The organism is Metapseudomonas resinovorans, assembly GCF_002003485.1.
Classification (GTDB): domain Bacteria; phylum Pseudomonadota; class Gammaproteobacteria; order Pseudomonadales; family Pseudomonadaceae; genus Metapseudomonas; species Metapseudomonas resinovorans_D.
The window spans coordinates 37378-63517 of record NZ_BDMA01000049.1; the positions used below are offsets into that span (position 1 = coordinate 37378).

Genomic DNA, 26140 nt, shown 5'->3' on the forward strand with positions numbered 1-26140 from the left:
CCGAGCCTCGCTCCGAACTCGGTGCGCACAGCGCACCCTACGACCTGACGCCCTGCCCCTTTCCCAGCTTCGCCAGCCACAGCGTCAGGACCACCACCACGCACATGCAGGCAAAAGCCAGCCAGGCATTGGGCCAGAGCAGCGGCATGCCGAACAGGATCAGGCTGTCATTGCCACCGGGTACCAGGGTGGCGCCAAGCCCCATCAGCGCCCCGCCCGCGAAACACTTCAGCAAGGCCAGCGGCGTCGGCCAGCGGTGTTCCCAGAGCCCGGCGCTCCAGCCACCCAGCAACGCCCCGGCGAACATCGCCGGCAGCAGCAGGCCGCGCAGGCCCAGCTCCATGAATCGGCCGGTGGCCATCTCAGCGAGGATATCGGTATAGGCCCAGGCGCCGACGCAGACGAACAGCAGGAGAAAGGCCACGCCAAGGACAATAGTGGCGTGGTGCGGCGACCAGATCGATCCGTGCACTCCGCCGTTGTGCCGGTTCCAGGCCAGCCAGCCCAAACGCGCCACCAATGCCGCGATGATCATCGGGACCAGGCCAATGGGCACCTGCTCCAGCCAGTCGGGAATCATCGTCGGCATCGCGGAGGTCATGCCGACATTGCGACCGGCCAGGGCGAAGCCTGCAAGAAACCCTGGCGGCGTCGCCAGCCAGGCCCATTGCCCGGAGCCAACCCGCGCCACCACGCCGAAGGCACACCCTCCATTGATGAACGCGCCGATGCCCAGCAACGCACCACCCAGTGCAGCATGCCAATGCAAGGAAAGACCCGTGGGCACCATCGGCAGAACATCGAAAGCACGCAGCAGGACGAATCCACCCAGCACCCACAGGGACGTTTCCAGCAGCGCGCGAAAGCGGGCCCAGCGGCCCTTGTTCACCACCTCTTCCAGTGCGGCCACCATGCAGGTGCCACCGCGCTGCACGGCAAAGCCCATCAACAGGGCCAGGAGCACACTCGCCAGCAGGATCACGCCCTCGCCCTCCACAGGCTGGGTCTTACGCCAAGATTAGCGGACACCCAGGAAGCGCAACGCAATGGCGACGGTCTTCGCTCTCCATTGCTACGAATGCCCTTCATGCGCTCCAGCAAAGCCTCTAGCATGGCTGCACCAACCGCCCCATGGAGAGTCACCGTGACCATCGAAATCCGCCCAGCCCAGCCCGACGATGCCCAGCAGATCCTCAACTTCATCATCGAACTGGCTGTCTACGAGCGGGCTGGCCACGAGGTCATCGCCAGCGTCGAGGACATCCGCCGCACCCTGTTCGTCGACCACGCGCCATCCCGCGCGCTGATGTGCCTCAAGGACGGCCAGCCGATCGGCTACGCCGTGTACTTCTACAGCTACTCCACCTGGTTGGGCCGCAATGGCATCTATTTGGAAGACCTCTACATCACGCCGGACCAACGCGGCATCGGCGCAGGCCGCCATCTGCTGAGGGAGATCGCCCGCGAAGCCCGCGCCAATGACTGCGGTCGCCTCGAATGGAGCGTGCTGGACTGGAACCAGCCCGCCATCGATTTCTACCGTTCCATTGGCGCCCTGCCCCAGGACGAATGGGTGCGCTACCGCCTGGATGGCGACGCCCTGCGCGAGTTCGCCGAAAGCAACGGCTGAGGCCCAGGCGATTCCAGCGTCTGCAGCATTTCGCCAGGTGCTACGGGCGACCCGCCGGACGTCAAACACACTCGGCGGGTCCGCGAAGCATTTCGGACTCTGGTTTATGGCATTGCCTGTGCGAAAATGCCGAAATTGCAAAAATAGATGTCGCTGGAGACTGTATGGAAATTCTGGATTACGAAGACAGCCTTGAAACCTATCTGGGCGAACTGAGCGGAAAGAAGATCACGATAGTTTCCGCCTTCGCCAGCGGCACCGAGCCCCTGATCGACCAGTTGATCGAGAACGGCAACCAGCTGGATATCCTGGTCGGCACCATCAACTCGCTGACCTCACCCGATTTCATCGAGCACTGCCTCAACGAATCCAATCCCGATCTCGCCCTGACGGTGGACTTCCGCTATCAGGCGAGCGTGAACTGGAAGCTCTATCTGATCGAGCCGGATGTGGTCATAGTCGGCAGCGCCAACCTCACCCAGGTCGGCGTCAGCCTGGTGCGCGATACCTGCACCGTCATCACCGATGCTGCCCTGTACGACGCCTATCTGGCACGCGCCCAGGCGATCAAGGGCATCGAAGGCGTGATGGCCTGCAACCATGTCCAGGCCTTCGAAGATGCGCTGGACGCCTACAAGCAGAACCATCGCCGCATGCAGGCGGGTCTGGCGCGTACCGCCGAGTACCTGGACAGCGAAGGCTGGCTGGGTGACGACACCAACCAGAGCATCCCGCTGTTCATCTGGTACAGCGACCACTCGCAGCAGTCCGAGGACGAAGCCCGCGACCATCTGAAATCCAGCAGCGATGGCGTGGCCTGGGACGATGTCCGCGAGTTCTTCACCTACGAGTGTGCCGAAGGTGCCCTGCCCTACGAGGAAGGCGACGTGGTGCTGACGGCGCGCTGCAACGGCTCGCACATCGGCTTCTACACCTTCGACCGTATCCTCTACCGCGAAGGCACCTACTACATCTACGCCTACCGCAAGAAGCGCTACACCCAGCCGTTCAAGCTGGATGGCGACAAGGAGCTGCTCAAGGAAGCGATTCCGGAGTGGTACGAAGACGGCCGCACCGAGATCAACCGCGCCGATATCTTCCGCGTCATCGGCTGATCCCGCTGCCGAGGGGACGGCTTCGCCGTCCTTTCGCGAATGAATTCGCCCCCATAAGGAAAGGCCAATCTGGCGCTGACCCTGCGGGGGCGATCTCCATCTGTAGGGGCGATTTCAATCGCCAAGCGGACCGCAGGTTCGGCCCTCGACCTTGCAGGGGGCAGCTTCGCCGCCCTTGGCGAATGAATTCGCCCCTACAAGGAAAGGCCAGTACGCGCGGCACTGAGCCTGGTCAGGGAATCTCAGGAACCGACGCTGTCCAGTTGCTCGCGAATTCGCCGGTTTAGCCTGGCCAGGCGTTGGCTGACATCGGCCGCATCATGGGGCTTGTCGCCAGCATTCAACTGGCGCGCGCAAAGATTGAGCGCGGAAAGCACCACCAGTTCATTGGCGGTGACATAGGGGAATTTCTTCTTGTTGGAGGCGATCTCCGCCTGCAGCATTGCTGCCGCGTCCTGCAGCACCTGCTCTTCGCCGGCCGGTGCCTTGATGTTGTACTCGCGCCCCAGGATGCGCAGCACGCGGACGCTGTCGGTACTCATGCGCTGGCGCGGCTCTCGCTGACGCGGCGGACCAGGGCCTGCAGGCGCTCGGCGGCGGCGTTGTTCTTCTCTTCCTGCTCCATCGCGGCCAGTTGCAGACTGTCGTTCTCTTCGCGGGCCTTGCGCAGTTCGGCGCGGATGCGTGCGTTATCGTCGGCGATGGCCTGATTCTGCTGCAGCAGTTCGGTAACGAGCTGTTCGAGTTGTACGAGGGTATTGTCCAGCATGGGGGTCGTCTCCCGGACGGGTGAAAAAGGCCGGGGAGCATAAAGAAAAGCCCCCTCTCTGGCCAGGAAAAATCAGGTTCTTCAGACAGGACGTATGCTGTCAATTCAATGGCTTAGCTAATTTTCTTCATGTCATACAGACATTGCGAGCCTTGCCGCGTCCGACGACGCGCGCGCCGGAACGATGACGAGTAGAATCCCGCGGTGAAGAAAGGTTCCGAGGTTGCGGTGGTGGAATTACAGCAGGGGTTCGTCCTGACCCGGCACTGGCAGGACACGCCGGAAGGGACGGAAGTCGACTTCTGGCTGGCCACCGATGCCGGCCCACGACAGGTGCGCCTGCCAGTCCAGACTTCCGTGGCGTTCATTCCCGCCGAGCATCGCGAGCGCGCCGAAGCGGTCCTGGCCGGCGAGCGCGATGCGGAGCTGCGCCCCCTCACCCTCTGCGACTTCCAGCATCGTCCGGTACTCGGCCTCTACTGCAACCAGCACCGCCAGTTGATGCGCCTGGACAAGGCCCTGCGCAAGGCCGGCGTGGATGTCTTCGAATCCGATATCCGCCCGCCGGAACGCTACCTGATGGAGCGGTTCATAACCGCGCCCGTGTTCTTCGGCGGCACCCCGGACGCCAACGGCGTCATGCTGGATGCCCAGCTCAAACCCGCCCCCGACTACCGCCCGCGACTCAGGCTGGTGTCGCTGGATATCGAGACCACCGAACGTGGCGAACTCTATTCCATCGCCCTGGAAGGCTGCGGCCAACGCCAGGTCTACATGCTCGGCCCAGCCAATGGCGATGCCAGCGGGGTCGACTTCCAGCTGGACTACCGGGACAGCCGTGCCGAGCTGCTGGAGGCCCTGAACCAGTGGCTGGCCGAACACGATCCTGACGCGATCATCGGCTGGAACCTGGTGCAGTTCGACCTGCGCGTGCTTCAGGCGCACGCCGAGAAGCTGAAGGTGCCACTGTTGCTGGGCCGTGGCGGCGACCCCATGGGCTGGCGCGAGCACGGCAGCGGCAACAACCACTTCTTCGCCGAAGCCACCGGGCGCCTGATCATCGACGGCATCGAAGCCCTGCGCTCAGCCACCTGGACCTTCCCCTCCTTCAGCCTGGAAAACGTCGCGCAGACGCTGCTCGGCGAAGGCAAGGCGATCGACACGCCCTACCAGCGCATGGACGAGATCAACCGCATGTTCGCCGAGGACAAGCCCGCCCTGGCGCGCTACAACCTCAAGGACTGCGAGCTGGTCACGCGCATCTTCGAGAAGGCCGAACTGCTCCACTTCCTCCTCGAACGCGCGACGGTCACGGGCCTGGCCACCGACCGCAGCGGTGGATCGGTTGCGGCCTTCACCCACCTCTACATGCCGCTGATGCACCGCCAGGGCTTCGTCGCCCCCAACCTCGGCGAGAAGGCCCCCGAGGCAAGCCCCGGCGGTTTCGTGATGAACTCAAGACCCGGCCTCTACGAATCGGTCCTGGTGCTGGACTACAAGAGCCTCTACCCGTCGATCATCCGCAGCTTCCTGATCGACCCGGTGGGCCTGATCGAAGGCCTCAGGCAACCGGACGATGAACACTCTGTACCCGGCTTTCGCGGAGCACGCTTCTCCCGCACCCGGCACAGCCTGCCCTCCATCGTGGCGCGGGTCTGGCAGAGCCGCGAAGAAGCCAAGCGCGACGGCAACAAGGCGTTGCCCCAGGCGCTGAAGATCATCATGAATGCCTTCTACGGCGTGCTCGGCTCCAGTGGCTGCCGCTTCTTCGATCCGCGCCTGGCCTCCTCCATCACCATGCGTGGCCACGAGATCATGCGTCGCACCCGGGAGCTGATCGAAGCCCAGGGCTACAGCGTGATCTACGGCGATACCGATTCCACCTTCGTCTGGCTCAATCGGCCCCACGAAGAAGATGAGGCTGCCCGCATCGGCCGTAAGCTGGTACAGCAGGTCAACCAGTGGTGGCGCGAGCACCTGCAGCAGGAGTACGGACTGGAAAGTGCGCTGGAGCTGCAGTTCGAAACCCACTACCAGCGCTTCCTGATGCCCACCATCCGTGGCGCCGAGGAAGGCAGCAAGAAGCGCTATGCCGGCCTGGTGAAAGGGGCGGACGGTAGCCAGGAAATGGTCTTCAAGGGCCTGGAAACAGTGCGCACCGACTGGTCTCCGCTGGCCCAACAGTTCCAGCAGGAGCTCTACCAGCGCATATTCAATCGCCAGTCCTATCAGGATTACGTGCGCGCCTACGTGCAACGGACGCTAGCCGGGGAACTGGATGAGCTGCTGGTCTATCGCAAACGCCTGCGCCGTCAGCTGGACGACTACACCCGCAACGTACCACCCCACGTCCGCGCCGCACGCATGGCCGATGACTTCAACGACAGACTGGGGCGTCCACGCCAATACCAGAACGGCGGCTGGATCAGCTACCTGATCACCGTCAACGGTCCCGAGCCACTGGAGACGCGTCACTCGGCCATCGATTACGACCACTACCTGACGCGCCAGCTGCAGCCCATTGCAGACGCCATCCTGCCCTTCGTAGGGGACGACTTCGCGTCGTTGATCGACAAGCAGATGGTGTTGTTTTAGCTCAAGGCACGCTTCGTAGGGTGCGCCGTGCGCACCAGCAACCCCGTGCCAGTGTTTCGGTGCGCGCAGCGCACCCTACGGAGTCCTCCACTCACATGAACGTCACACCAGCATGCCCGCATGGGTTGGCGCCGTTCCCTGCACCACCAGGCGGGTAATGGTTTCGGCAGCCGCGTCGAAATCACGCGCATCCGGCTCGTCCTTGCCGGTGATGCGCGAGGTCTGCCAGTCGAAGCACGCCTGGGCCTGGGTCGAGGCCCAGAGGGTCAGCAGCAGGTGCTGCACCGCCACCGGCGCCAGGAGGCCCCGGGCCATCCAGCCCTGCAGGCAGAGGATGTGCCGTCGGGTCTCGGCGTTGAGCTGTTCAAGGGAATGCCTGGGCAGGCGCGGCGCCCCCAACAGCATCTCACTGGCGAAGACTTTGGCCGCGCGTGGCATGTCCTGGTTGATGCGCAACTTGGCGCGAATGAATGCCGCCAGCGCCTCCTGCGGGTCGTCATCCTCCTCCCGCAACAGGGCCGATGCTTCGAGAGACGGCTCCACCACGCTCAACAAGACCTGGCAGTAGAGGTCTTCCTTGGACAGGAAGTAATAGAAGACGTTGGACTTGGGTACCGCAGCACGGGCAGCGACATCCTGGATCTTGGTGGCAGCGAAGCCCGTCTCGGCGAATTCGGCTGCGGCCGAATCGAGGATGAGCTGGCGATTTCGCTCACGAATGCTGGTCATGCTGTACTCGGAAATCAAGCGGAGCGCCCAGGCTACGGGCGTTCGAAGACCGTAATATACCTAAATACATAACGCTTGGCACAGCTATCCGCTGACCCAACCCCAGGGTCGGCCAATGAAGTAATTCGAGAGGGCGAGCCGATCTCAGATCGAGATCAGCCCATGCTCCAAGGCGTACTTGACCAGCGCGGCGGGCGTATCGATGTTCAGCTTGCGGCGGATGCTGAGGCGGTAGGTTTCCACCGTGCGCACGCTGATATCCAGTTCACGCGCCACTTCCTTGTTGTTCAGCCCCTTGGCGAGCATCGACAGCACCTGCAACTCGCGCGGGGTCAGTTCGTTCTCGTCACGGACATTGGTGGCCAGCTTGCGGGCGATTTCCGGGCTGTAGAAGCTGCCGCCGGCGACGATGGCTTCGATGGCGGCGATCAGCTCGGTGGAAGGGGCGTTCTTCAGCACATAGCCGAAGGCGCCAGCATTGATGGAGGTGCGCACGTACTCCTGGTTGTCGTACATGCTAAGGATCAGGATCTTGATGCCTGGATACAGGCTGCACAGCCGACGGGTCAGCTCCAGGCCGTTCATGTCCTTCAGGCCGACATCCACCAGTAGCAGGTCCAGTTCGGTGTTGGCCACCAGCTCCAGCGCCTCGGCGCCGGATTCGGCCTGGGCCACCACCTCGAAATGCGGCATCGCCGAGAGCAGGGATTTCACGCCATCGCGGACCAGCATGTGGTCGTCGATCAGCGCGATTCTGATGGGATTGGGAACGCTCATGACGGCCTCTTGGTTCGCCTGGAATTCGAGCCGTTCAAGCTCTCTGCACGGGTATCTCGACCTGGAGTTCCGTTCGGCCGTGAGAAGAGGAAATGGTGAATGCCCCGCGATGGTGATCGACCCGCTCCCTGATATTCCTCAGGCCGATGCCGTGACTCCTGTCCACCAGGCCGGGATCGAATCCCACGCCGTTGTCTTCGACCCGCAGGACGATGGCTCCCTGGTTGGCGGCGAGCGAGATTATAGCGGCGCTGGCCCTGGAGTGGCGCTCGATGTTGCCCAGGGCTTCCTGGATGATGCGGAACAGCGTGACGCGAACGTCCATGCCGAGGCTGGCGTCGTCCAGGCCGCGCTCGTACTGGGTGCGTATGCCCGTGCGCTGCTCGAACTCATGAACCAGCTGGTCGATGGCCGGCGACAGGCCGAGGGTATCCAGCAATGACGGCCGCAGGTCGTGGGAAATGCGACGGATTTCGCCGATGGCCTCACCGAGACGCGCCGTGCCCGCGCGCAGGTTCTCCAGCCCCCTCTCCCGCCCGTTCTCCAGCTCCAGGCTGGCCAGCTCGAACTGGAACTTGATCGACACCAGTTGCTGGCTGATGCCGTCGTGCAACTCACGGGAAACCCGTGAACGCTCCTCTTCCTGCAGGTGAACGATGCGCTGATTCAACGCCGACAGCTTGCGGTCGGCCAGGCGGTGCTCGGTGAAGTTCAGCATCAGGCCGCCGGTGAACACCACCAGAATCGCGATCAGCGAGAAGGAGGCGATCGCCAGTACCGTGGTCAGCACCCCCGTCGCCACTTCCTGGCGCGACTTGAGCGTGGCCACCTCCACATCGTCGATGTAGATGCCGGTACCCAGCATCCAGCCCCAACGGTCAAGCATCACCACGTAGGAGAGCTTTTCAGTCACCTGGCGGGTGGAGGGTTTCTCCCAGGCGTAGAGCTGGTAACCGTCGCCCCGCTCGGCACTGTCGAGCAGTGCCTGGATCACCGGCAGACCGTTCCTGTCCTTCATGCCGATGAGTTCCTTGCCCACCAGGTTCGCCTGCCGGGGGTGCATCAGGTTCTTGCCGTGACGGTCGTAGACGAAGAAGTAGCCGTCGAGCCCGAAGCTCGCCCGCGCCAGCATGTGCAGCGCCTGCTGCCGCGCCTCCTCGTCGTCGCGACCGCTCTCGTACAGCGGCGCGATCAGGCTCAGGGCCAGCTCCAGGTAGTTCTTCAGCTCGGCCTTCTTGGCCGCCATGATGCTGCTTTCCACCAGCTTGGCCTGCTCTTCCTCCAGCTTCTGGCTTTGGGCGAACACCAGGACGCAGATGAAGAGCACCGACACGATGAGTGGCAGGACGCTGAGCGTCACGATCTTGTACTTGAGTTGCATGGTCACTCACTTCACCACGTGGCCGAGACCGCGCGCGTCATCGTAGGGTGGAAGTCGCTTTTTACTTCCACCGCTGGTGCCTGGATCGAGGCCCATGGTGGATCGAAGAAGCGCGATCCACCTGTGGGAGCGAATTCATTCGCGATTCGCCAACCTCACACCTGCGACGCTTCGAACCCGGCGCGAATCTTCTCTTCCGGCAGTTGGTCGCCAATGAAGACCATCACGCTTTCGCGCGCCTCGCCGTCCTGCCACTCGGTATCCCAGTCGAAGCCGTACAGCCGCAGCACGCCCTGGAACACCAGGCGACGGGGTTCACCCTCGACACATAGCACGCCTTTGTAACGCAGCATGGAATTGCCGTGCTCCTCCAGCAGCCCCTCCATGAAAGCACTGAGCCGGTCCATATCCAGCGGACGTTCGCTTTTCAGCACCAGGGTGCCGATGCGATCGGGAGTGCCAGCGGAGGCCAGCGGACGCAGAGTCAGCGCCGGGCCGACATCGGCATTGAGGTTGAAGCCGCGCACATCCAGCAGCTCGGCAAGATCGATGCGGCCATGGTCCACCACGCGGATCGGCGCGCGGCGGTTGATGCGCGAAAGGCGCTGGCTGAGTGCATCGAAGTGCGCCTCGTCCACCAGGTCGCGCTTGCTCACCAGGATGCGGTCGGCAAAGCCCACCTGGGCCTGGGCGATGGTTTCCTGCAGGTGGCGCTCGGCGTTCACCGCGTCCACCAGGGTGATGATGCCGTCCAGCACATAGCGCTGGCAGAGTTCCTCATCGGCGAAGAAGGTTTGCGCCACCGGCGCCGGGTCGGCAAGGCCGGTGCATTCGATCACCAGGCGGTCGAACGCCAGCTCGCCAGCGTCCAGGCGCTCCAGCAGCAGGAACAGCGCCTTCTCCAGCTCGACATGAATCGAGCAGCAAACGCAGCCATTGGCCAGGGTCACCACCTGTACCGGGTCGTCGCCGAGCAACTGGCCGTCGATGGGCGCCTCGCTGAACTCGTTCTCGATCACGGCAATCTTCAGACCGTGCTCGGCCTTGAGGATGTGTTTCAGCAGGGTGGTCTTGCCGGCACCGAGAAAACCGCTGAGCACGGTGACGGGAATGGGGAGATGGGCGGACATCGGGACAATCCTCGAAATCAGGTTTTAACCCGTATGAGCGAGCTTGCTCGGGAACAGTGCTTCGCGAGCAAGCTCGCTCCTACAAAAATAGGCTCCGGGGGGATGACCGGAAACAAGAGCGCCACGACAGGCGTGGCGCTCAGGTTACCGCATCAGGGGTTCAACAGCAGCGTATGGGCCGTCCCTTGCCGCCGCCGTAGCGGGCGTCCTGCCGCTCGCGGAAAAACTCCTCGTAACTCATCACCGGTTTGTCCGGGTGCTTGTTCTGCATGTGCTCGACATAGTTGTCGTAGTCGGGCATGCCCACGAGCATGCGCGCGGCCTGCCCAAGGTATTTCCCCATGCGGCTCAGGTCATTGAACATGCTCGCGGCCTCCTCAAGCGTCCGGAATCGGCTGGAACGGCGATTCCTTGTCGGTGCGCTCGGTCTTCATCCAGGCGCTGCGTCCCACCTTGATGGCGAAGAACAGCACGCTGGTCACCACGAAGAGGAACAGCACGGTCAGGGTCGCATTGGTGTAGGCGTTGAAGATCACGTGCTGCATCTGGCCCATGTCCTTGGCCGGAGCCAGGATCTGGCCAGCGGAAGCGGCATCGCTGTACTTCTTGGCCAGGGCCAGGAAACCGACGGCCGGGTTCGGGTCGAGCAGCTTGATCAGGCCCGCGGTGGTGGTGCAGATCAGCAGCCACACGGCCGGTACCAGGGTGACCCAGACGTAGCGCTGACGCTTCATCTTGATCAGCACCACGCAGCCCAGCATCAGCGCGATGCCCGCCAGCATCTGGTTGGAGATGCCGAACAGCGGCCACAGGGTGTTGATGCCGCCCAGCGGGTCGATCACGCCCTGGTACAGCAGCCAGCCCCACATCACCACGCAACCAGCGGTGGCGATGACGTTGGCGGTCCAGGACTCGGTTCTCTTCAGGGCCGGAACGAAGTTGCCCAGCAGGTCCTGCAGCATGAAGCGACCGGCACGGGTACCGGCGTCCACCGCGGTGAGGATGAACAGCGCCTCGAAGAGAATCGCGAAGTGGTACCAGAAGGCCATGGTGTTCTCACCCGGCAGCACCTGGTGAAGGATCTGCGCGATTCCCACGGCCAGGGTCGGCGCACCACCGGCACGGGCCAGGATGCTGTGCTCACCGATATCGGTAGCGGTCTGCTGGAGCACTTCCGGGGTGATGGCAAAGCCCCAGCTGCTAACGGTAGCGGCAACGGCATTCACGTCGGTGCCCACCAGCGCGGCCGGGCTGTTCATGGCGAAGTACACGCCCGGCTCGATCACCGAGGCAGCGACCATGGCCATGATGGCGACGAAGGACTCCATCAGCATGCCGCCGTAGCCGATGTAGCGGGCGTGGGTTTCGTTGGCCAGTAGCTTGGGCGTGGTGCCGGAGCTGATCAGCGCATGGAAGCCGGATACCGCACCGCAGGCGATGGTGATGAACAGGAACGGGAACAGGGTGCCCTTCCACACCGGGCCGGTGCCGTCGACGAACTGGGTCAGCGCCGGCATTTTCAGCTCGGGGGCGAGGATCAGGATGCCGATGGCCAGGCCAACGATGGTGCCGATCTTCAGGAAGGTCGACAGGTAGTCACGCGGGGCGAGGATCAGCCACACCGGCAGCACGGCGGCCACGAAGCCATAGCCGATCAGCATCCAGGTGATCTGCACACCGGTGAAGGTGAAGGCCGGACCCCAGACCGGGTCAGCAGCCACGATGCCGCCCAGCCAGATGGAGGCCAGCAGCAGTACCACGCCGATAATGGAAATCTCACCAATGCGGCCCGGACGGATGTAGCGCATGTACACGCCCATGAACATCGCGATGGGGATGGTCGCCATCACGGTGAACATGCCCCAGGGGCTTTCGGCCAGGGCTTTCACCACGATCAGTGCCAGCACCGCGAGGATGATGATCATGATCAGGAAGCAGCCGAACAGGGCGATGGTGCCCGGAATCCGACCCATTTCTTCGCGGACCATATCCCCGAGGGAGCGGCCGTTGCGACGGGTGGAGAGGAACAGCACCATGAAGTCCTGCACCGCACCGGCGAGGACCACGCCGGCGATCAGCCAGAGGGTGCCGGGCAGGTAGCCCATCTGTGCGGCGAGTACCGGGCCTACCAGCGGGCCGGCGCCGGCGATGGCGGCGAAGTGGTGACCGAAGAGGATGTGCTTGTTGGTCGGGACGTAGTCCAGGCCGTCGTTGTTGAGCACTGCAGGTGTTGCGCGGGTGGCGTCCAGCTTCATCACCTTGTTGGCGATGAACAGGCTGTAGTAGCGGTAGGCAATCAGGTAGATCGCGGTTGCAGCAGTAACGATCCAGAGGGCGTTGATGGCTTCGCCCCGACGCAGTGCCACGGTACCCAGCGCGAATGCGCCAAGCAGGGCAACGGCGAACCAGGCGATTCGGGAAGCCAGTTGAGTCATTGAATTGTCTCCTGCCGCTGGGGGTCACCTGCGGCGGCTTTTGTTGTTGTTTATGCCCGGATAGGGGCAGCCGACACTATCGGCGCGTGGCGGCCACGGAGAAATTCGCACAACTACGAAGCACAGCTACGTAATACTACGTAGCCAGCACGCCCCTTCTCAGGGCACAGAACATTCCTGTAGGGGGGATTTCAATCGCCAAGCGGACCACAGGTTCGCCCTTCGACCTTGCAGGGGGCAGCTTCGCCGCCCTTGGCGAATGAATTCGCCCCCACAAAAAGCGGCGGCACCGTGCTGGCCCTGTGGGAGCGATTTCAATCGCGAATTAATTCGCTCCCACAAGGCAAAGAAATCCGGTTCCCGGCACAAACCCTGTAGGGGCGATTTCAATCGCCAAGCGGACCGCAGGTTCGCCCTTCGATCACATCGATGGGTATCGCTCCGCTCCACCGCATCCTACGGAACCACTCGAGTGTGGGAGAGATTTTCAATCGCGAATGAATTCGCTCCCACAGGTGACCCCCTACAAGAAGGCAGCACGCAGACGCTCGATCACCGCTTCGACTCCTGGTCCCTGGATCGCGGGGGGATCGGGTCTTTCGCAGAACTCCCTCCAGATGAACAGGGTAAGTTCAGCGCCATCAGTGACGGACTCCGGCTCGCCACCCGCAAAGGTCTCCAGCACGCGGTAGCGCTCGTCCCGCCAGAACAGCTCCTCGACCCAATCAAAGACGGGTATGCAATGGAAATGCACTGGCCACCCCGGAACATGACCGTAACGCCCTATGTAGAAACGTCGAGGCTGCAACGCCTGCTCCACGGCCCGTTGCGTCTGCGCCATCAGCGGGCCCAACTCCAGCAGGGCCTCCTGGGGCAACTCATGGAAGGCATCGACCCGTGCCCGACTCCCCAGCATCAGGTAACCCGGCAGTGCCGAGTTGAGCCGATGATTGAGAATCCAGTGGTCTGTCTGATGAATGATGAATGATGAATTCAGAGGGTATTTCCATAAGCATCCTTGCAGGAGTCCCGGGGGCAGCAACTCTCCTGTGGGGGCGAATTCATTCGCCAAGGGCGGCGAAGCCGCCCCCTCAACGGCTCAGCAACAACCGGCCGCCCAGGCCCAGCAGGAAAACGCCCATCAGTGTCTCGAACACGGCCTTGAAACGCATGAAGCCGCCGCGCACCGCAGGGTTGGAGAAGAGCATCGCCATCCCGCAGTACCAGAGGCCGGAAACCGCAGCGGCGATCACCACGATGGCCGCATAAAACCAGGCGGGCGCGTGCACCGGCACCATCACGGCGAAGATGCTGCCGTAGAAGGCCGGCGCCTTGGGGTTGGTCATGCTCACCAGGTAGCCCTTGCGCGCAGCGGCAAAGGCACCGGATTCGAGCCGGTCGGGTGCGGCAACGGTGGGTTTGCGGGCGCCGAGGATCATTCGTAAACCCAGCCAGATCAGGTAGGCGGCGCCCGCCAGCTTGATGCCGAGATAGAGCCATTCCACCTGCGACACGATGAGCCCCAACCCGGCGACGGCCAGCAGCGCCCAGGTGGCGGAGGCGGCGGCCAAACCGAGCCCCGTGGCCACGCCAGCACGGCGCGAGCTGAGGGTCGCAGTGGACGTGACGATGGCGAAGTTGGGACCGGGGCTGATGACGCTCAGCACCAGGACACCGGAAATGGCCAGCAACGCACCGAGGTAGTCCACGGCACCCTCCTGTCGTGTAGGTCGGGGAAGATGCCGGCGAGTATATCCGGGCGCAGGCCTGGCAGCGATGGCCGGAAATCGAGCCAGCGCTACCCCCTCCCCCGGCCGGGAGAGGGGTCAGGCACGCGGGGCTTTAAGGCATTGTCGGCATGGGAGCATCGTCTGCCGGGGGAGCATCTTCCATGTCATCCGGTTGGTTGTTCCTGACGCGCGGAATGCCCGCGGCAAACCAGCTGGAATTAGCGGCGTTGCGGATCAGCAGTACAGGGCTGTCGCAGGGATTCGGCGGCACGGGATCGAAGACATCATTGATCACGAAGTCACCTTCCTCGGTCAGGGGCACGCCCACCAGGTCGGTGCTGCTTTCAGTGAAGGGGGCAACGCTGCCGCAGAACAGCGTGGCGAACACCGACTGCCCAGTGGCCCTGCCGATGTTGTTGCCGCCGCCGAGGATCAGCCCACGTCCCTCGGCCCGGAATGCGCCCGCAATGCTTAGCCTGGCATCGAAGGTGCGGATCACCCAGATCTGCCCGGCCGGCTGCACGCCGCGCACCAGATTGCGGTTCACCACCGTGGCGATAGCTTCTGTGCCCTGGCCGCTGGACACCGGCAGCACGCCGATGCCGCCCTCGAAGCGCAGCAGGTCATCCTCGGCGAGAGCCGTGGAGGCCAATGCACCGGCGAGCAGCAGCACGGGAATGGAGAGTGCGATTGTTCTTTTCATGTCCGTACCTCCTGTCAGGCACCCGCCGACAAGGCGGCGGGTGGTCGCTGAACGGAGAAAAGCGTCAGGCCGAATACCCTTATCGCAAGGGCTGTGGCCGAGCGGCCCGTGGGGCGCTCCAGGAAGGATCGCTGGACAGACTCTGGCGTGCTGAATGGCCGGACAAATCGCCTTCCTCCTCCGGTGGTGTAGGGGTCCGAAGGCCCCACCCGTCCGTCAGAGTTGGCACGAGCGCGAATCGCAAGTTGCGGGGGTGCTGAACTCTGGAAGTACTGCACTGGCGATTATAAGCCCGTGCCGTTGTGCCCCCCTTCCGTCCGTCCCCTGCCCTCTTCCTGGCGGTACCCCTCGTCGGGGATTCCCCGCGCGTCGCCACCGGCCACCTCGGCGCCCAGCAACGTCATCAGGAACAGCCAGAGGCAGGCGCCGGCCAATGGCCAGCGGTTACTCCGGCGAAGCCGCCGGCCATGCAGGACAGGCGCACGAGTCCTCATAGGCACTGCTCCCGGCCAACGGCCCCGGGGATCGTCGGTCACCTGCTGGTGCCGACGTAGGTCTTACAGCAAGGTTATGTCCCACCCCGCAGAAGCCCAGGCCTTCCATCGGACGATCAGCGCCCTTCAGCCCCCGGATGCGCAACCGATAGCGAACAGCTCTCTGTGCCAACGCCCTGTCACTACAAAGTATGACTTTGAATATCACTACTTCGTCCGTTACCCGCCTTGGGAGGATTCATTAACGTTCGGCCGCCAACAGAACAATAAGGGTGGCCCCATGACTACAAGAACAAGGCACGCAGACTTCAGACCCCACGCGCTGGCAGCCGCCATCGCACTGGGTCTTTCCGCCACAGCCCAGGCGGTGACCTTCAATATCGGGGAGATCGAAGGGCAGTTCGACTCATCCCTCTCGGTAGGTGCCAGCTGGTCCATGCGCAGCGCCGACCCGGACCTGATCGGTGCCAACAACGGCGGCGACGGCCTGGCCCAGACTTCCGACGACGCCCACCTGAACTTCAAGAAGGGCGAGACATTCTCTAAGATCTTCAAGGGCATCCATGATCTGGAGCTGAAGTACGGCGACACCGGCGTCTTCGTTCGTGGCAAGTACTGGTACGACTTCGAGCTGAAAGACGAGAGCCGTCTGTTCAAGGACATCGACGACCACAACCGCAAGGAAGGCGCCAAGTCCGCAGGCGCCCAGCTGCTGGACGCCTTCGTCTACCACAACTACGACTTCGCCGAACTGCCGGGCAGCGTGCGCCTGGGCAAGCAGGTAGTGAGCTGGGGTGAAAGCACCTTCATCCAGAACGGCATCAACGCGGTGAACCCCATCGACGTGTCCGCGTTCCGCCGTCCCGGTGCCGAGATCAAGGAAGGCCTGATCCCGGTGAACATGTTCTACGTGTCCCAGAGCCTGACCGATAACCTGTCGGCCGAAGCCTTCTACCAGCTGGAATGGGACCAGACGGTGGTCGACAACTGCGGCACCTTCTTCTCCCAACCGGACGTGGTGGCCGACGGCTGCGACGGCAACCTGGCCGTGTTGACCCCGGCCCTGGCGCCCTTCGGTCGCGCCTTCGGCTACCAGACCACCGGCGAAGGGGTGATCGTGCCCCGTGGCGCGGACCGCGATGCCCGCGACGATGGCCAGTTCGGCGTGGCCCTGCGCTACATGTTCGAGCCGCTGGACACCGAGTTCGGCGCCTACTTCATGAACTACCACTCCCGCGCGCCGATCTTCAGCGTCCAGGCCGCGAACCAGGCCACCTATCGCGAATCCCTCGGCATCCTTGCCGGCGCCTCGACCCCGGCAGTACCAGCCCAGGCCCGCCAAGGCGTGGCCATCGCCAACGTGGCGGCGGGCAGCAACTACTTCATCGAATACCCGGAAGACATCCGCCTCTATGGCCTGAGCTTCTCCACCACCCTGCCCACCGGCACGGCCTGGAGCGGCGAGGTCAGCTACCGGCCCAACGCTCCGGTGCAGCTGAACACCACCGACCTGCTCTACGGCGGCGTGCGCGGCCTGGCGCAGTTCGGCGGTCCGTTCGCGGCGTTCTCCAACTTCTCGATCCTTGGCGGTGCCCCGGCGTCCATTCCCGGCAGCACGCTCAACGGTTATGACCGCAAGGAAATCACCCAGCTGCAGACCACCTTCGTGCACTTCTTCGACCAGGTGATGGGCGCCGAGCGCCTGACGGTCGTGGGCGAAGTGGGCGTGACCCATGTCGGCGGCCTGGAAAGCACCAACCAGGCGCGTTACGGCCGCGATCCGATCTTTGGCCCGGGCGAACTGCCGAACAACACCTGCCGCACCATCAATGCCGGTGCCGTGGGCGCCAACGGCGAGAACGTCAGCAAGTACTGCACCGACGACGGCTTTACCACCAGCACCTCCTGGGGTTACCGCGCCCGCGCCGTGTGGGACTACAACGACGTGTTCGCCGGGGTGAACCTCAAGCCCAGCATCGCCTGGTCCCATGACGTCGACGGCTATTCACCTGGCCCCGGCGGCAACTTCGAGGAAGGCCGCAAAGCCGTCAGCCTCGGTCTGGATGCCGACTACCAGAACACCTACACCGCCAGCCTGTCGTACACCGACTTCTTCGGTGGTGATTTCAACACCTCGATCGACCGCGACTTCCTCGCATTCAGCGTCGGCGTGAACTTCTGACAGCCCCGGAGGCGAACCCCATGAAAAACAACAAGCGCATCCTGCAATCGGGCGTATTGGCACTGTCCCTGCTGGCCGCGAGTGTCATGGCGGCAGTTCCTGCCGACCAGGTGGCCAAACTCGGCACCAGCCTGACGCCCATGGGCGCGGAAATGGCCGGCAACGCCGACGGCAGCATCCCCGCATGGACCGGCGGCCTGTCCGCCAGCGCCGGCAATGCCGACGACAAGGGCTTCCTTGCCGACCCCTTCGCGGGTGAGCAGCCGCTGTTCACCATCACCGCGGCCAATGCCCAGCAGTACAAGGACAAGCTCACCGCCGGCCAGCTGGCGATGTTCAAGCGCTACCCGGACACCTACAAGATTCCGGTGTACAAGACCCACCGCACCGCAGCCCTGCCTGACGACCTCTACGCAGCCATCCGCTCCAGCGCGGAGAAGACCGAGAGCCTGGATGGCGGCAACGGCCTGAAAAACTTCAGCAGCCGCTACTACGCCTTCCCGATTCCCCAGTCCGGCGTCGAAGTGGTGTGGAACCACACCACCCGCTATCGCGGCGGCAACATTCACCGCTTCATGACCCGCGTGCAGCCTCAGGCCAACGGCGCCTTCAACATGGTCCACTTCGAGGACGAGGTGTCCTACCCGGCGAACCTGCCAGACCTCGACCCGGCCAAGTCGCAGAACGTGCTGTTCTACTTCATCCAGCGCGTCACCGGTCCGGCGCGCCTGGCGGGCAACGTGCTGCTGGTCCACGAGACCATCGACCAGGTCAAGGAACCGCGCATGGCCTGGCTCTACAACGCCGGCCAGCGCCGCGTACGCCGCGCCCCGCAGGTGGCCTACGATGGCCCCGCCACCGCCGCCGACGGCCTGGCCACGTCCGACAACTACGACATGTTCAACGGCTCGCCGGACCGCTACGACTGGAAACTGGTGGGCAAACAGGAGCTGTACATCCCCTACAACAGCTACAAGCTGGATGATCCGAAGCTCAAGTACGACGACATCATCAAGGCCGGCCACATCAACCAGGACCTGACCCGCTACGAGCTCCATCGTGTGTGGCACGTGGTGGCCACCCTGAAGCCGGGCGAACGGCACATCTACGCCAAGCGCGACATGTACTTCGACGAAGACACCTGGCAGCTCGCCGAAGTCGACCACTACGACGGCCGTGGTCAGCTGTGGCGCGTCGGTGAAGGCCATGCCCAGCAGTACTACAACCACAAGGTGCCGGGCTACACCGCCGAATCCCTGTACGACCTGATCTCCGGTCGCTACTCGGTCCTGGGCCTGAAGAACGAGGAAAAGCAGAGCTTCGTCTTCGGCGCTACGGCCTCGGCCGCCGACTACACCCCGGCAGCCCTGCGCCAGACGGGCGTGCGCTGAGCCATCAGCGAACGCACCGTTGTGTCATCGATGTACTCCTGAACTCGGCGGCCCCCAGGGGCCGCCTTTTTTGCGTACTGCGTTTTCCTCTGCAAGGATGAATTCACCCAGCGTGACGTCTTCGAGCGCCTTCATGCCGTCCAGACACCCCCTGCGATTGCCTCCCGGCCACCTGCCCCGCCCGCGCCTGCATGAAGCGCTGCTTCAGGGCGACTGCCGCCTGCGGCTGCTCTGCTCCCCCGCCGGCTACGGCAAGAGCGTGCTGCTGGCCGAATGTCTCCAGCACCTCCCGGAAGGCACGCGCCTGGCCTACCTCGACCTGCGCGGCGAAACACTCTCGCCCAGCGACTTCACCCGACGCCTGGCCGCTGCCCTGGGCAGCGACACGTCCGAACTCGCCCCCCTGCGCCAATTGCTGGCCCAGGAGCGCCAGCCCTTGTGGCTGGTGCTGGATGACTATTCGCGCTTCCCCGCGGTGGAACTGGACCGCCTGCTCAACGAATTGGTCCAGGCCGGCTCGCGCCAAGTTCAGTGGTGGATCGCCAGCCGCCGCAGGCCGCAACTCCAGCTGGCGCGCATGCTGCTCGATGGCGACCTGTTCGAACTGGGCAACAGCGAACTGGCATTCAGCACCACAGAAACCGCTGAACTGCTCCAGCGCGCCGGCCAGGGCGCCTCCTGGTCGGCCGCCCAGGAGCTGCACCAGGAAATGCGCGGCTGGTGCGCCGGGACCCTGCTGCGGATGCTGGGCCTCAAGGCCGGCCCCCAGCAGGCGGCGGAGCTGTACCGTTCACTGCTGCAGGACTACCTGCGCCACGAGCTGCTCGACGCGCTGCCGAGCGACTGGCAGCAGGCGCTGTTCACCCTGGCGCACTTCCCGCACTTCGACCTGGCGCTCTGTGAGCAGCTCTTCGGCACCGGCGAAGGCGGTCGTTTGCTGGCCCAGTTGCGCGAGTGTGGACTGTTCATCGAGGCACCCGGCAACGACGAGCGCACCCTGCGAATTCCGCCCGCCATCGCTCCCGCCCTCGCCGCGCAAATGCCCACGGGCATGACGCGAACCCTCTATCGCCGCGCCTGCCAGTGGTACATGAGCCAGGACCAGATTCGTCCGGCGCTGGAGTACGCCCTCAAGGCGGACCAGCCGGAAGTGGCGGCGAGCCTGATGCAGCACTACACCCGCGACCGCCTGCTACAGGGGCGCAGCCTCGCCCTGCTCATGCAGTGGCGCGCCGAACTGCCCGACAGCCTGCTGGAAAGCACACCACGCCTGGTGCTGCTCAATGCCTGGGCGCTCCTGCTCTGCGGCCGTCTGGAAGAGTCGCAGCAACTGACCGACAACCTTGCACGCTTCCTGCCCCAGCCCGACCGACGTCGCCAGCAGGGCCTGCTGGCCCAATGGAAGGCCCTGGCCGGCAACCTGGCCTTCCATCGCGGCCAACTCACGGCCGCTGCCGTGCTGCTGCAGGAAGCTATCGCTGAGCTACCGCAAGGCGCCTGGGCCCAACGCCTGTTCTGCAGCACCCTGCAGATCGAGCTGGCGCTGATCGATGGTCGTCTGGACGAGGCACAGGACCTCAACCGCGATGCCATCAGGGAGGCCCGTGAACACGCCAGCCTGGCCATGGAAAGCGTCTTCGCCCTGGGCCACGTGAAACTGCTGGAGCTGCGCGGCGAGCTGTTGCGCGCGGAAACCCTGCTCAAGCGCCTGTTCAGCGAACTGACCGCCGCCTGGGGCGAAGAGGCCAGCCCCATGCGTGGCCGCGTGCAGTTGCGCTGGGCCGCCATCCTGATGCAGCAGGGGCGCTTCGATGAATCGGAAGCGTCCTATCGCGCCGGCTTGCAGGAGTGCCAGAACTGCGCGGACCCGGCGGCCTTCTGGGGCTTCCTCGGCCTGGCCGAGCTGGATGCCCTGCAGGACGACCTGGCCAGTGCCTTCTCCCGTGTGGCCGACGCCGAGCGGGTGATGCAGTACGGACGCATCAGCCCGACGCTCTACCAGACCCTGCTGGTACGCGCCAAGGCGCGGCTCTGGTTGCGCCAGGGACGTTCCGGCCACGCCGAAAAAGCGCTGCTGGCCCTGCCTGCCGAGGCCTTCGAGATAGCGCCCTATGGTGCCCCGGACCTGCATCTTCGCTTGCGCCTGCTGCTGGTGCAGGCGCGCCTGGCCAATGGCGCGGTAGGCGAATCGTTGGTCGAGCTGGAGACCATGCTCGAACAGGCCACCGCACAAGGACGCCGCCCGCTGGCCTGCGAAATCGGCTTCAGCCTGGCCGAAGGGCTGTACGCCGACAACCGCCAGGCGAGGGCCCGCCAGGCCCTGCTCGACGCCCTGGCGCTCGCCCGGCAGATGGGACTGGCCAGCGTCGAACGGGCATTCGCCTTGCGCAATCCGGCGATGATGCGCTGGGCTGGCGAAAGTGCGGGAGGCGACAACAGCGCGCCCGCGTCCCTGCTAAGTCGGCGCGAGCTGGAAGTGCTGCGACTGATCGTGCGCGGCCACTCCAATCAGCAGATCGCCGAAAGCCTGTTCATCTCCCTGCATACGGTGAAAACCCACGCCCAGCGGATCAACTTCAAACTGGGTGTGGAGCGCCGCACCCAGGCCATCGCCCGGGCCAAGGAGCTGGGCCTGGCCAACTGAGCCACCCTGCCCCGCTACCTCACCGCCTGGGGTTCAGAGCACGTCCAAGGGGATTTTCAGATAGCGGATTCCATTGTCTTCAGCGGGTGGCAACTGCCCGGCGCGCATGTTCACCTGCACCGCCGGCAGGATCAGCGCCGGCATCGCAAGGGTGGCGTCCCGCGCGATACGCATGGCGACGAAGGCCTCTTCGTCGATGCCTTCGTGGGCATGCACGTTCTGCGCGCGCTGTTCCGCCACCGTGGTTTCGTAGCGGTACTCGTCGCGCCCCGGCGCCTTGTAGTCATGGCAGAGGAACAGCCGCGTCGCATCCGGCAACGCGAACAGTCGGCGGATGGAGCGATACAGGGCGCGGGCATCGCCACCGGGGAAATCACAACGGGCGGTGCCATAGTCGGGCATGAACAGGGTGTCGCCGATGAACGCGGCGTCACCGATCAGATAGGTCATGCAGGCTGGGGTATGGCCCGGCGTGTGGATGGCGAACAGCTCCAGGTTACCGATGGTCAGGCGATCGCCGTCCTGCAGCAGGATGTCGAACTGGCTGCCGTCGGTGGCGAAGTCCTCTCCGGCATTGAACAGCGCGCTGAAGCGCTGCTGTACCTGGGTGATATGTCCGCCGATGGCCAGCGCCCCGCCCAGTTCGTGCTTGAGCCAGGCCGCTGCGGACAGGTGATCGGCATGCACATGGGTTTCCAGCAGCCAGTCGATCATCAGCCCCTGCGCCCGCACATGCTCGGCAATGCGCCGGGCTCCGGCGTGGGAGGTCCGTCCACTGGCGGCGCAGTAATCCAGCACCGGATCGATGATGGCGCCATGGCCGCTGGCCGGATCGCTGACGACGTAACTGTAGGAACAGGTGGCCGGGTCGAAGAATGCTTCAACACGGGGGGTCATAGGGGGCTCTCCTGGCCAGGTTTTCTCAAGCTTAGTTGCCGCCGCGCCAGGTACCCGTAGAGAAGCATTCCCACCACCATGGCCATGGAGAATACCCAGGCCTGCCAGTGACCAGTCAGCAGCAGCGCGATGGCCGGCCCCGGGCAGATTCCGGCAATGCCCCAACCCACGCCGAACAGCAGGCTGCCACCCATCAGGCGACGATCGGGGTCGCGCCTCGGCGGCAGCTGGATTGGCCGGCCAAGCAAGGATACGGGCCGCTTCTGGACAAGGGTAAACACCGGCAGGGCCACCGCGATTGCGCCGCCCATGACCAGGGCCAGAGACGGGTCCCAAGCACCAGCCAGGCCGAGAAACGCAAGAACCTTCGCCGGGTTGGTCATCCCGGCCAACATCAGGCCCAAGCCGAAGACCAGACCGGCGATAAAGGCACTGAGCCGGTTCACAACGCACCTCCCAACAGATGGCGCAATACGAAGACGGTCAGGAACCCCGTCGCCATGAAGCAGAGGGTCGCTACCAGGGAGCGCAGTGACAGCCTGGCCAGCCCGCAAACACCATGTCCGCTGGTGCAGCCAGAACCCAAGCGCGTGCCAACGCCCACCAGCAGACCGGCAATGAGCAGGCCCGCCCAGCCCGTCTCGATCCGGACCTCGGGCGCCTCGCTCAGGGCCACCCAGAGCAGTGGTGAGAGCAGCAGGCCAAGCAGGAACAGGGCCTTTTCACCCAGCCCACCGTCCTCTCGCTGAAGCAGGCTGCCAAGCAGGCCGCTGATGCCGGCGATACGGCCATTGGCAAGGATGAACAGGCTGGAGGACAAGCCGATCAGTGCGCCGCCGGCCAGGGCGCTCCAGGGAGTGAAAGCAGGCCAGTCGATATACATCGGGACTCCTGGCCAGACCGGCCACGGCAATTGGAATCACGCGATCATATACCCCCAGGGGTATGCAAACCTAGCCGGCAACCGACCCGGATGATCGGCAACGACAGTTGCCGCCCCCGCAATCAGGTGTACCTGGTGAAGATGGCGCGAACGCGCTCGAGGGTCTCGCTAGCGTCCTGGGCCGGGTCGAGCATGGCCTCTTCCAGCAGGCAGACCAGCATCTGCTGATAGGCCCGGTCCAGCGCTTTTCGCGAGGCGCTGAACTGTTGGGCGATTGCCTCGCAGTCCTCGCCACGGCGAATCATCGCCTGCAGGCCGCGAAGCTGCCCTTCGATGCGGGCCAGACGCTTGAGCATGGCGTCCTGGTGCGCGGCTACCACGGGGTTGGTCATCGATTGCCTCTCCTGGCGATTACCGGGGGGAGTATGACGTCAGCCTGGGCGCCCGTCTCGCCCAGCGCTCCCCTGCCCCTCAGGCCAACGCTTCAGAGCAGGCCATGAACTGATCCGCCGGCACCGGCTTGCCGAACAGGAAGCCCTGCAGCGAATCGCAACCCAGCCCCGTCAAGAAGGCTTGCTGAGACTCGGTCTCCACCCCCTCGGCGACGATGCGCAGGTCCAGCGCCTGGCCGAGGGCGACGATGGCGGAGACGATCGCCGCGTCGTCGCTGTCGCGTTCCAGGTCGCGGACGAAACCGCGGTCGATCTTCAGCTCGTTGGCCGGCAGGCGCTTGAGGTAAAGCAGGCTGGAGTAACCGGTACCGAAATCGTCGATGGACAGGTCCACACCCATGTCGGCCAGTTGACGAAGGATGCCCAGGCTGGTGTCGGCGTCCTGCATGGCAGTGGTTTCGGTGATTTCCAGGGTCAGGCAGTTGGCCGGCAGCGCATAGCGTTGCAGGGCCGCCTGCACGCTGGCGATCAGCCCTGCGTGGCAGAACTGCAGGGCCGACAGGTTCACCGCCACCCGCCAGTCACGCCGGCCCTCGGCAAACCACTGGCTCATCTGCCGGCAGGCTTCGTTCAGTACCCAGTTACCGATGGGAATGATCAGGCCGGTCTTTTCCGCCAGGCTTATGAACTGGTCCGGCATCAGCAAGCCGCGGCGCGGGTGTTGCCAGCGCAGAAGTGCCTCGGCACCGATCACCCGTTGCGTGTCGCCAGCGGCGAACTTGGGCTGGTAATGCAACACCAGCTCCCCGGCATCCAGCGCCTGGCGCAGGTCATGGAGCAGCTGCAGATGATCCCGGGCATCGGTATTCATCGACTGCTCGAAGAAGCTGTAGCCGTTCTTGCCCGCGCCCTTGGCGTGGTACATCGCGGCGTCGGCATTTATCAGGAGTTCTTCACGGCTCACGCCGTCGCCGGGATAGAGCGCAATGCCGACGCTGGTCGACACACGCAGCTCCTGGCCGGCCACGTTGAAGGCATTGCCCACGAGCGCTACGAGCTGGCTGGCGAGGGTCACCGCATCGTTCGGCTCGCCCAGGCTGGCCAGCAGTACGAACTCATCGCCGCCGATACGTGCCAGGGTGTCTTCGGCGCGTAGGTGCTCCCGCAGACGCTGGGCCACCTCACGCAGCAGCAGGTCGCCGACGTGATGGCCGAAGGCGTCGTTGACCGGCTTGAAGCCGTCCAGGTCCATGAACAGCAGGGCGAAGCAGCCGCCGGTGCGGTTGACCGTGTGGATCGCCTGGTCGATACGGTCTTCCAGCAGGGTGCGGTTCGGCAGCTTGGTGAGGTTGTCGTGCAGGGCCAGGTGGGTCAGTTCCTGATTGGCCTGCTCCAGCAAATCGGTGAGCTGGGCGGTACGTGCCGCCAGGCGGGCATCCAGCACCGACGTCAGCAGGGCGATGGCCAGGATCGCCAGTGTCACCACGATCACCAGACTGGCCAGCCAGCGGCTGTCGAGGCCGGTGATTGCAGCGCCACAGATGCTGCCCAGGGGGAAGTTGGCCGCCGCCATGCCCGTGTAGTGCATGCCGACTATGGCCACCCCCATCACCAGCGACGCCCCGCCCCGCGCCAAGCGTACGTAGGGCGTGTCGTGGCGCAGGCGGAAGGCGATCCACAGCGCCGCGCCCGACGCCGCCACCGCTATGGCCAGGGATAGGTAGAACAGACCGGGGTCGTAGTCGATGCCCGGCAGCATGCGCATGGCGTGCATGCCCAGGTAATGCATGCAGCTGATACCGGCGCCCATGGTCACCGCGCCGCAGATCAGCTGCCAGGCGGCTGCTCGGGCTGGTTCACCAGCCACAGGGCGAAGCCGGATACCAGCACCGCGATCAGCAGCGAAAGCAAGGTCAGCGGCAAGTCGTAGCCAAGCGCGATGGGCAGGCTGAACGCAAGCATGCCGATGAAGTGCATGGACCAGATACCGATGCCCATGGCGATGGCACCGCCGCCGATCCAAAGCACCGCGCCACGTCCCTGGCTGCTGGAAACCCGCCCGGCCAAGTCCAGCGCCGTGTAGGACGCGAGGATGGCCACCAGGAGGGAGATGAGAACAAGGGAGTAGTCGTAGCTGCCCGTGAGCATGGAAAACCTATCAAGCGGAAAGCCGCCCCAGGCGGGCGGCAAAACGGGACGCATTCTAAACAAACTCAGGAAGGCCCGGTGGCACCGCATGGCAGATTGCCGGTATCTGAAAGAA

Annotated in this window: 21 protein-coding genes and 3 pseudogenes; 7 read left to right on the forward strand and 17 right to left on the reverse strand. The window is 64.3% G+C overall.

Annotated elements, in window-relative coordinates:
- Positions 1-37: 37 nt before the first annotated feature.
- Entirely contained in the window at positions 38-982 is a 945-nt protein-coding gene (locus MnOB_RS12745) for a YeeE/YedE thiosulfate transporter family protein (RefSeq protein WP_077524596.1), read from the reverse strand.
- Positions 983-1144: 162 nt separating this feature from the next.
- Between MnOB_RS12745 and MnOB_RS12750 the strand changes: the two genes are divergently transcribed.
- Entirely contained in the window at positions 1145-1630 is a 486-nt protein-coding gene (locus tag MnOB_RS12750; RefSeq protein ID WP_077524597.1) for a GNAT family N-acetyltransferase, read from the forward strand.
- Positions 1631-1794: 164 nt separating this feature from the next.
- Positions 1795-2745, forward strand: a complete 951-nt coding sequence (locus MnOB_RS12755; RefSeq protein ID WP_077524598.1) for a phospholipase D family protein — start codon at positions 1795-1797, stop codon at positions 2743-2745.
- 242 nt (positions 2746-2987) lie between these two features.
- Here MnOB_RS12755 and MnOB_RS12760 read toward each other — a convergent pair whose 3' ends face one another.
- On the reverse strand, positions 2988-3287 hold the full coding sequence (locus MnOB_RS12760; RefSeq protein WP_077524599.1) for a cell division protein ZapA: 300 nt from the start codon (positions 3285-3287) through the stop codon (positions 2988-2990).
- A complete protein-coding gene (locus MnOB_RS12765) occupies positions 3284-3514 on the reverse strand; it encodes a hypothetical protein (protein ID WP_077524600.1) in 231 nt (76 codons plus the stop codon). The genes MnOB_RS12760 and MnOB_RS12765 overlap by 4 nt, the downstream gene beginning before the upstream one ends.
- A gap of 231 nt (positions 3515-3745) precedes the next feature.
- Between MnOB_RS12765 and MnOB_RS12770 the strand changes: the two genes are divergently transcribed.
- Entirely contained in the window at positions 3746-6109 is a 2364-nt protein-coding gene (locus MnOB_RS12770) for a DNA polymerase II (protein ID WP_077524676.1), read from the forward strand.
- A gap of 102 nt (positions 6110-6211) precedes the next feature.
- Here the strand turns inward: MnOB_RS12770 and MnOB_RS12775 are convergent, their stop codons facing one another.
- The 9 genes from MnOB_RS12775 to MnOB_RS12815 form a co-directional block, all read right to left on the reverse strand.
- Entirely contained in the window at positions 6212-6838 is a 627-nt protein-coding gene (locus tag MnOB_RS12775; protein WP_077524601.1) for a TetR/AcrR family transcriptional regulator, read from the reverse strand.
- A gap of 144 nt (positions 6839-6982) precedes the next feature.
- Positions 6983-7615 (reverse strand): response regulator, encoded by a 633-nt coding sequence (locus tag MnOB_RS12780; RefSeq protein ID WP_077524602.1) that lies wholly within the window; start codon positions 7613-7615, stop codon positions 6983-6985.
- A 34-nt stretch (positions 7616-7649) separates the two neighbouring features.
- Positions 7650-8996, reverse strand: coding sequence for a cache domain-containing protein (locus tag MnOB_RS12785; RefSeq protein ID WP_077524603.1), 1347 nt, complete (start codon positions 8994-8996; stop codon positions 7650-7652).
- A gap of 155 nt (positions 8997-9151) precedes the next feature.
- The gene (gene yjiA / locus MnOB_RS12790; RefSeq protein ID WP_077524604.1) at positions 9152-10126 is read right to left on the reverse strand and encodes a GTPase; all 975 of its coding nucleotides are present in this window, start codon (positions 10124-10126) and stop codon (positions 9152-9154) included.
- A gap of 160 nt (positions 10127-10286) precedes the next feature.
- Entirely contained in the window at positions 10287-10490 is a 204-nt protein-coding gene (locus MnOB_RS12795) for a YbdD/YjiX family protein (RefSeq protein ID WP_077524605.1), read from the reverse strand.
- Between the two features lie 13 nt (positions 10491-10503).
- The gene (locus MnOB_RS12800) at positions 10504-12561 is read right to left on the reverse strand and encodes a carbon starvation CstA family protein (protein WP_077524606.1); all 2058 of its coding nucleotides are present in this window, start codon (positions 12559-12561) and stop codon (positions 10504-10506) included.
- Between the two features lie 523 nt (positions 12562-13084).
- The gene (locus MnOB_RS12805; protein WP_077524677.1) at positions 13085-13558 is read right to left on the reverse strand and encodes an HIT family protein; all 474 of its coding nucleotides are present in this window, start codon (positions 13556-13558) and stop codon (positions 13085-13087) included.
- 94 nt (positions 13559-13652) lie between these two features.
- Positions 13653-14270 (reverse strand): LysE family transporter, encoded by a 618-nt coding sequence (locus MnOB_RS12810; protein ID WP_077524607.1) that lies wholly within the window; start codon positions 14268-14270, stop codon positions 13653-13655.
- Between the two features lie 133 nt (positions 14271-14403).
- Entirely contained in the window at positions 14404-14994 is a 591-nt protein-coding gene (locus MnOB_RS12815; protein WP_077524608.1) for a hypothetical protein, read from the reverse strand.
- Positions 14995-15768: 774 nt separating this feature from the next.
- Between MnOB_RS12815 and MnOB_RS12825 the strand changes: the two genes are divergently transcribed.
- From MnOB_RS12825 to MnOB_RS29860, 4 genes and pseudogenes are all read left to right on the forward strand, one after another.
- On the forward strand, positions 15769-17670 hold the full coding sequence (locus tag MnOB_RS12825) for a DUF1302 domain-containing protein (RefSeq protein ID WP_077524610.1): 1902 nt from the start codon (positions 15769-15771) through the stop codon (positions 17668-17670).
- A gap of 20 nt (positions 17671-17690) precedes the next feature.
- Positions 17691-19061, forward strand: coding sequence for a DUF1329 domain-containing protein (locus MnOB_RS12830; RefSeq protein WP_077524611.1), 1371 nt, complete (start codon positions 17691-17693; stop codon positions 19059-19061).
- A 133-nt stretch (positions 19062-19194) separates the two neighbouring features.
- A pseudogene (locus MnOB_RS12835) lies at positions 19195-21405 on the forward strand (winged helix-turn-helix domain-containing protein); the annotation flags it as partial.
- 105 nt (positions 21406-21510) lie between these two features.
- Positions 21511-21705: pseudogene (locus MnOB_RS29860) on the forward strand (response regulator transcription factor); the annotation flags it as partial.
- A 33-nt stretch (positions 21706-21738) separates the two neighbouring features.
- Here MnOB_RS29860 and MnOB_RS12840 read toward each other — a convergent pair.
- From MnOB_RS12840 to MnOB_RS12860, 5 genes and pseudogenes are all read right to left on the reverse strand, one after another.
- Positions 21739-22602, reverse strand: coding sequence for an MBL fold metallo-hydrolase (locus MnOB_RS12840; RefSeq protein WP_077524613.1), 864 nt, complete (start codon positions 22600-22602; stop codon positions 21739-21741).
- On the reverse strand, positions 22599-23048 hold the full coding sequence (locus tag MnOB_RS12845; RefSeq protein WP_077524614.1) for a DUF6691 family protein: 450 nt from the start codon (positions 23046-23048) through the stop codon (positions 22599-22601). Before MnOB_RS12845 ends, MnOB_RS12840 begins: the two co-directional genes overlap by 4 nt.
- Positions 23045-23485 carry a YeeE/YedE family protein gene (locus MnOB_RS12850; RefSeq protein ID WP_077524615.1) on the reverse strand — a complete coding sequence of 147 codons (441 nt, stop codon included), beginning with the start codon at positions 23483-23485 and terminating at the stop codon, positions 23045-23047. Before MnOB_RS12850 ends, MnOB_RS12845 begins: the two co-directional genes overlap by 4 nt.
- Positions 23486-23607: 122 nt before the next feature.
- Positions 23608-23877 carry a metal-sensing transcriptional repressor gene (locus MnOB_RS12855; RefSeq protein ID WP_077524616.1) on the reverse strand — a complete coding sequence of 90 codons (270 nt, stop codon included), beginning with the start codon at positions 23875-23877 and terminating at the stop codon, positions 23608-23610.
- A gap of 79 nt (positions 23878-23956) precedes the next feature.
- Positions 23957-26025 (reverse strand): annotated as a pseudogene (locus tag MnOB_RS12860) (putative bifunctional diguanylate cyclase/phosphodiesterase).
- Positions 26026-26140 lie beyond the last annotated feature (115 nt).

What these genes read in the sequence shown, in the direction of transcription:
- MnOB_RS12755 (WP_077524598.1), top strand. Translation starts at nt 1,795, where the DNA reads ATGGAAATTCTGGATTACGAAGACAGCCTTGAAACCTATCTGGGCGAA.
- MnOB_RS12760 (WP_077524599.1), bottom strand. Translation starts at nt 3,287, where the DNA reads ATGAGTACCGACAGCGTCCGCGTGCTGCGCATCCTGGGGCGCGAGTAC.
- MnOB_RS12765 (WP_077524600.1), bottom strand. Translation starts at nt 3,514, where the DNA reads ATGCTGGACAATACCCTCGTACAACTCGAACAGCTCGTTACCGAACTG.
- MnOB_RS12775 (WP_077524601.1), bottom strand. Translation starts at nt 6,838, where the DNA reads ATGACCAGCATTCGTGAGCGAAATCGCCAGCTCATCCTCGATTCGGCC.
- MnOB_RS12780 (WP_077524602.1), bottom strand. Translation starts at nt 7,615, where the DNA reads ATGAGCGTTCCCAATCCCATCAGAATCGCGCTGATCGACGACCACATG.
- MnOB_RS12785 (WP_077524603.1), bottom strand. Translation starts at nt 8,996, where the DNA reads ATGCAACTCAAGTACAAGATCGTGACGCTCAGCGTCCTGCCACTCATC.
- yjiA (WP_077524604.1), bottom strand. Translation starts at nt 10,126, where the DNA reads ATGTCCGCCCATCTCCCCATTCCCGTCACCGTGCTCAGCGGTTTTCTC.
- MnOB_RS12795 (WP_077524605.1), bottom strand. Translation starts at nt 10,490, where the DNA reads ATGTTCAATGACCTGAGCCGCATGGGGAAATACCTTGGGCAGGCCGCG.
- MnOB_RS12800 (WP_077524606.1), bottom strand. Translation starts at nt 12,561, where the DNA reads ATGACTCAACTGGCTTCCCGAATCGCCTGGTTCGCCGTTGCCCTGCTT.
- MnOB_RS12815 (WP_077524608.1), bottom strand. Translation starts at nt 14,994, where the DNA reads ATGAAAAGAACAATCGCACTCTCCATTCCCGTGCTGCTGCTCGCCGGT.
- MnOB_RS12825 (WP_077524610.1), top strand. Translation starts at nt 15,769, where the DNA reads ATGACTACAAGAACAAGGCACGCAGACTTCAGACCCCACGCGCTGGCA.
- MnOB_RS12830 (WP_077524611.1), top strand. Translation starts at nt 17,691, where the DNA reads ATGAAAAACAACAAGCGCATCCTGCAATCGGGCGTATTGGCACTGTCC.
- MnOB_RS12840 (WP_077524613.1), bottom strand. Translation starts at nt 22,602, where the DNA reads ATGACCCCCCGTGTTGAAGCATTCTTCGACCCGGCCACCTGTTCCTAC.
- MnOB_RS12850 (WP_077524615.1), bottom strand. Translation starts at nt 23,485, where the DNA reads ATGTATATCGACTGGCCTGCTTTCACTCCCTGGAGCGCCCTGGCCGGC.
- MnOB_RS12855 (WP_077524616.1), bottom strand. Translation starts at nt 23,877, where the DNA reads ATGACCAACCCCGTGGTAGCCGCGCACCAGGACGCCATGCTCAAGCGT.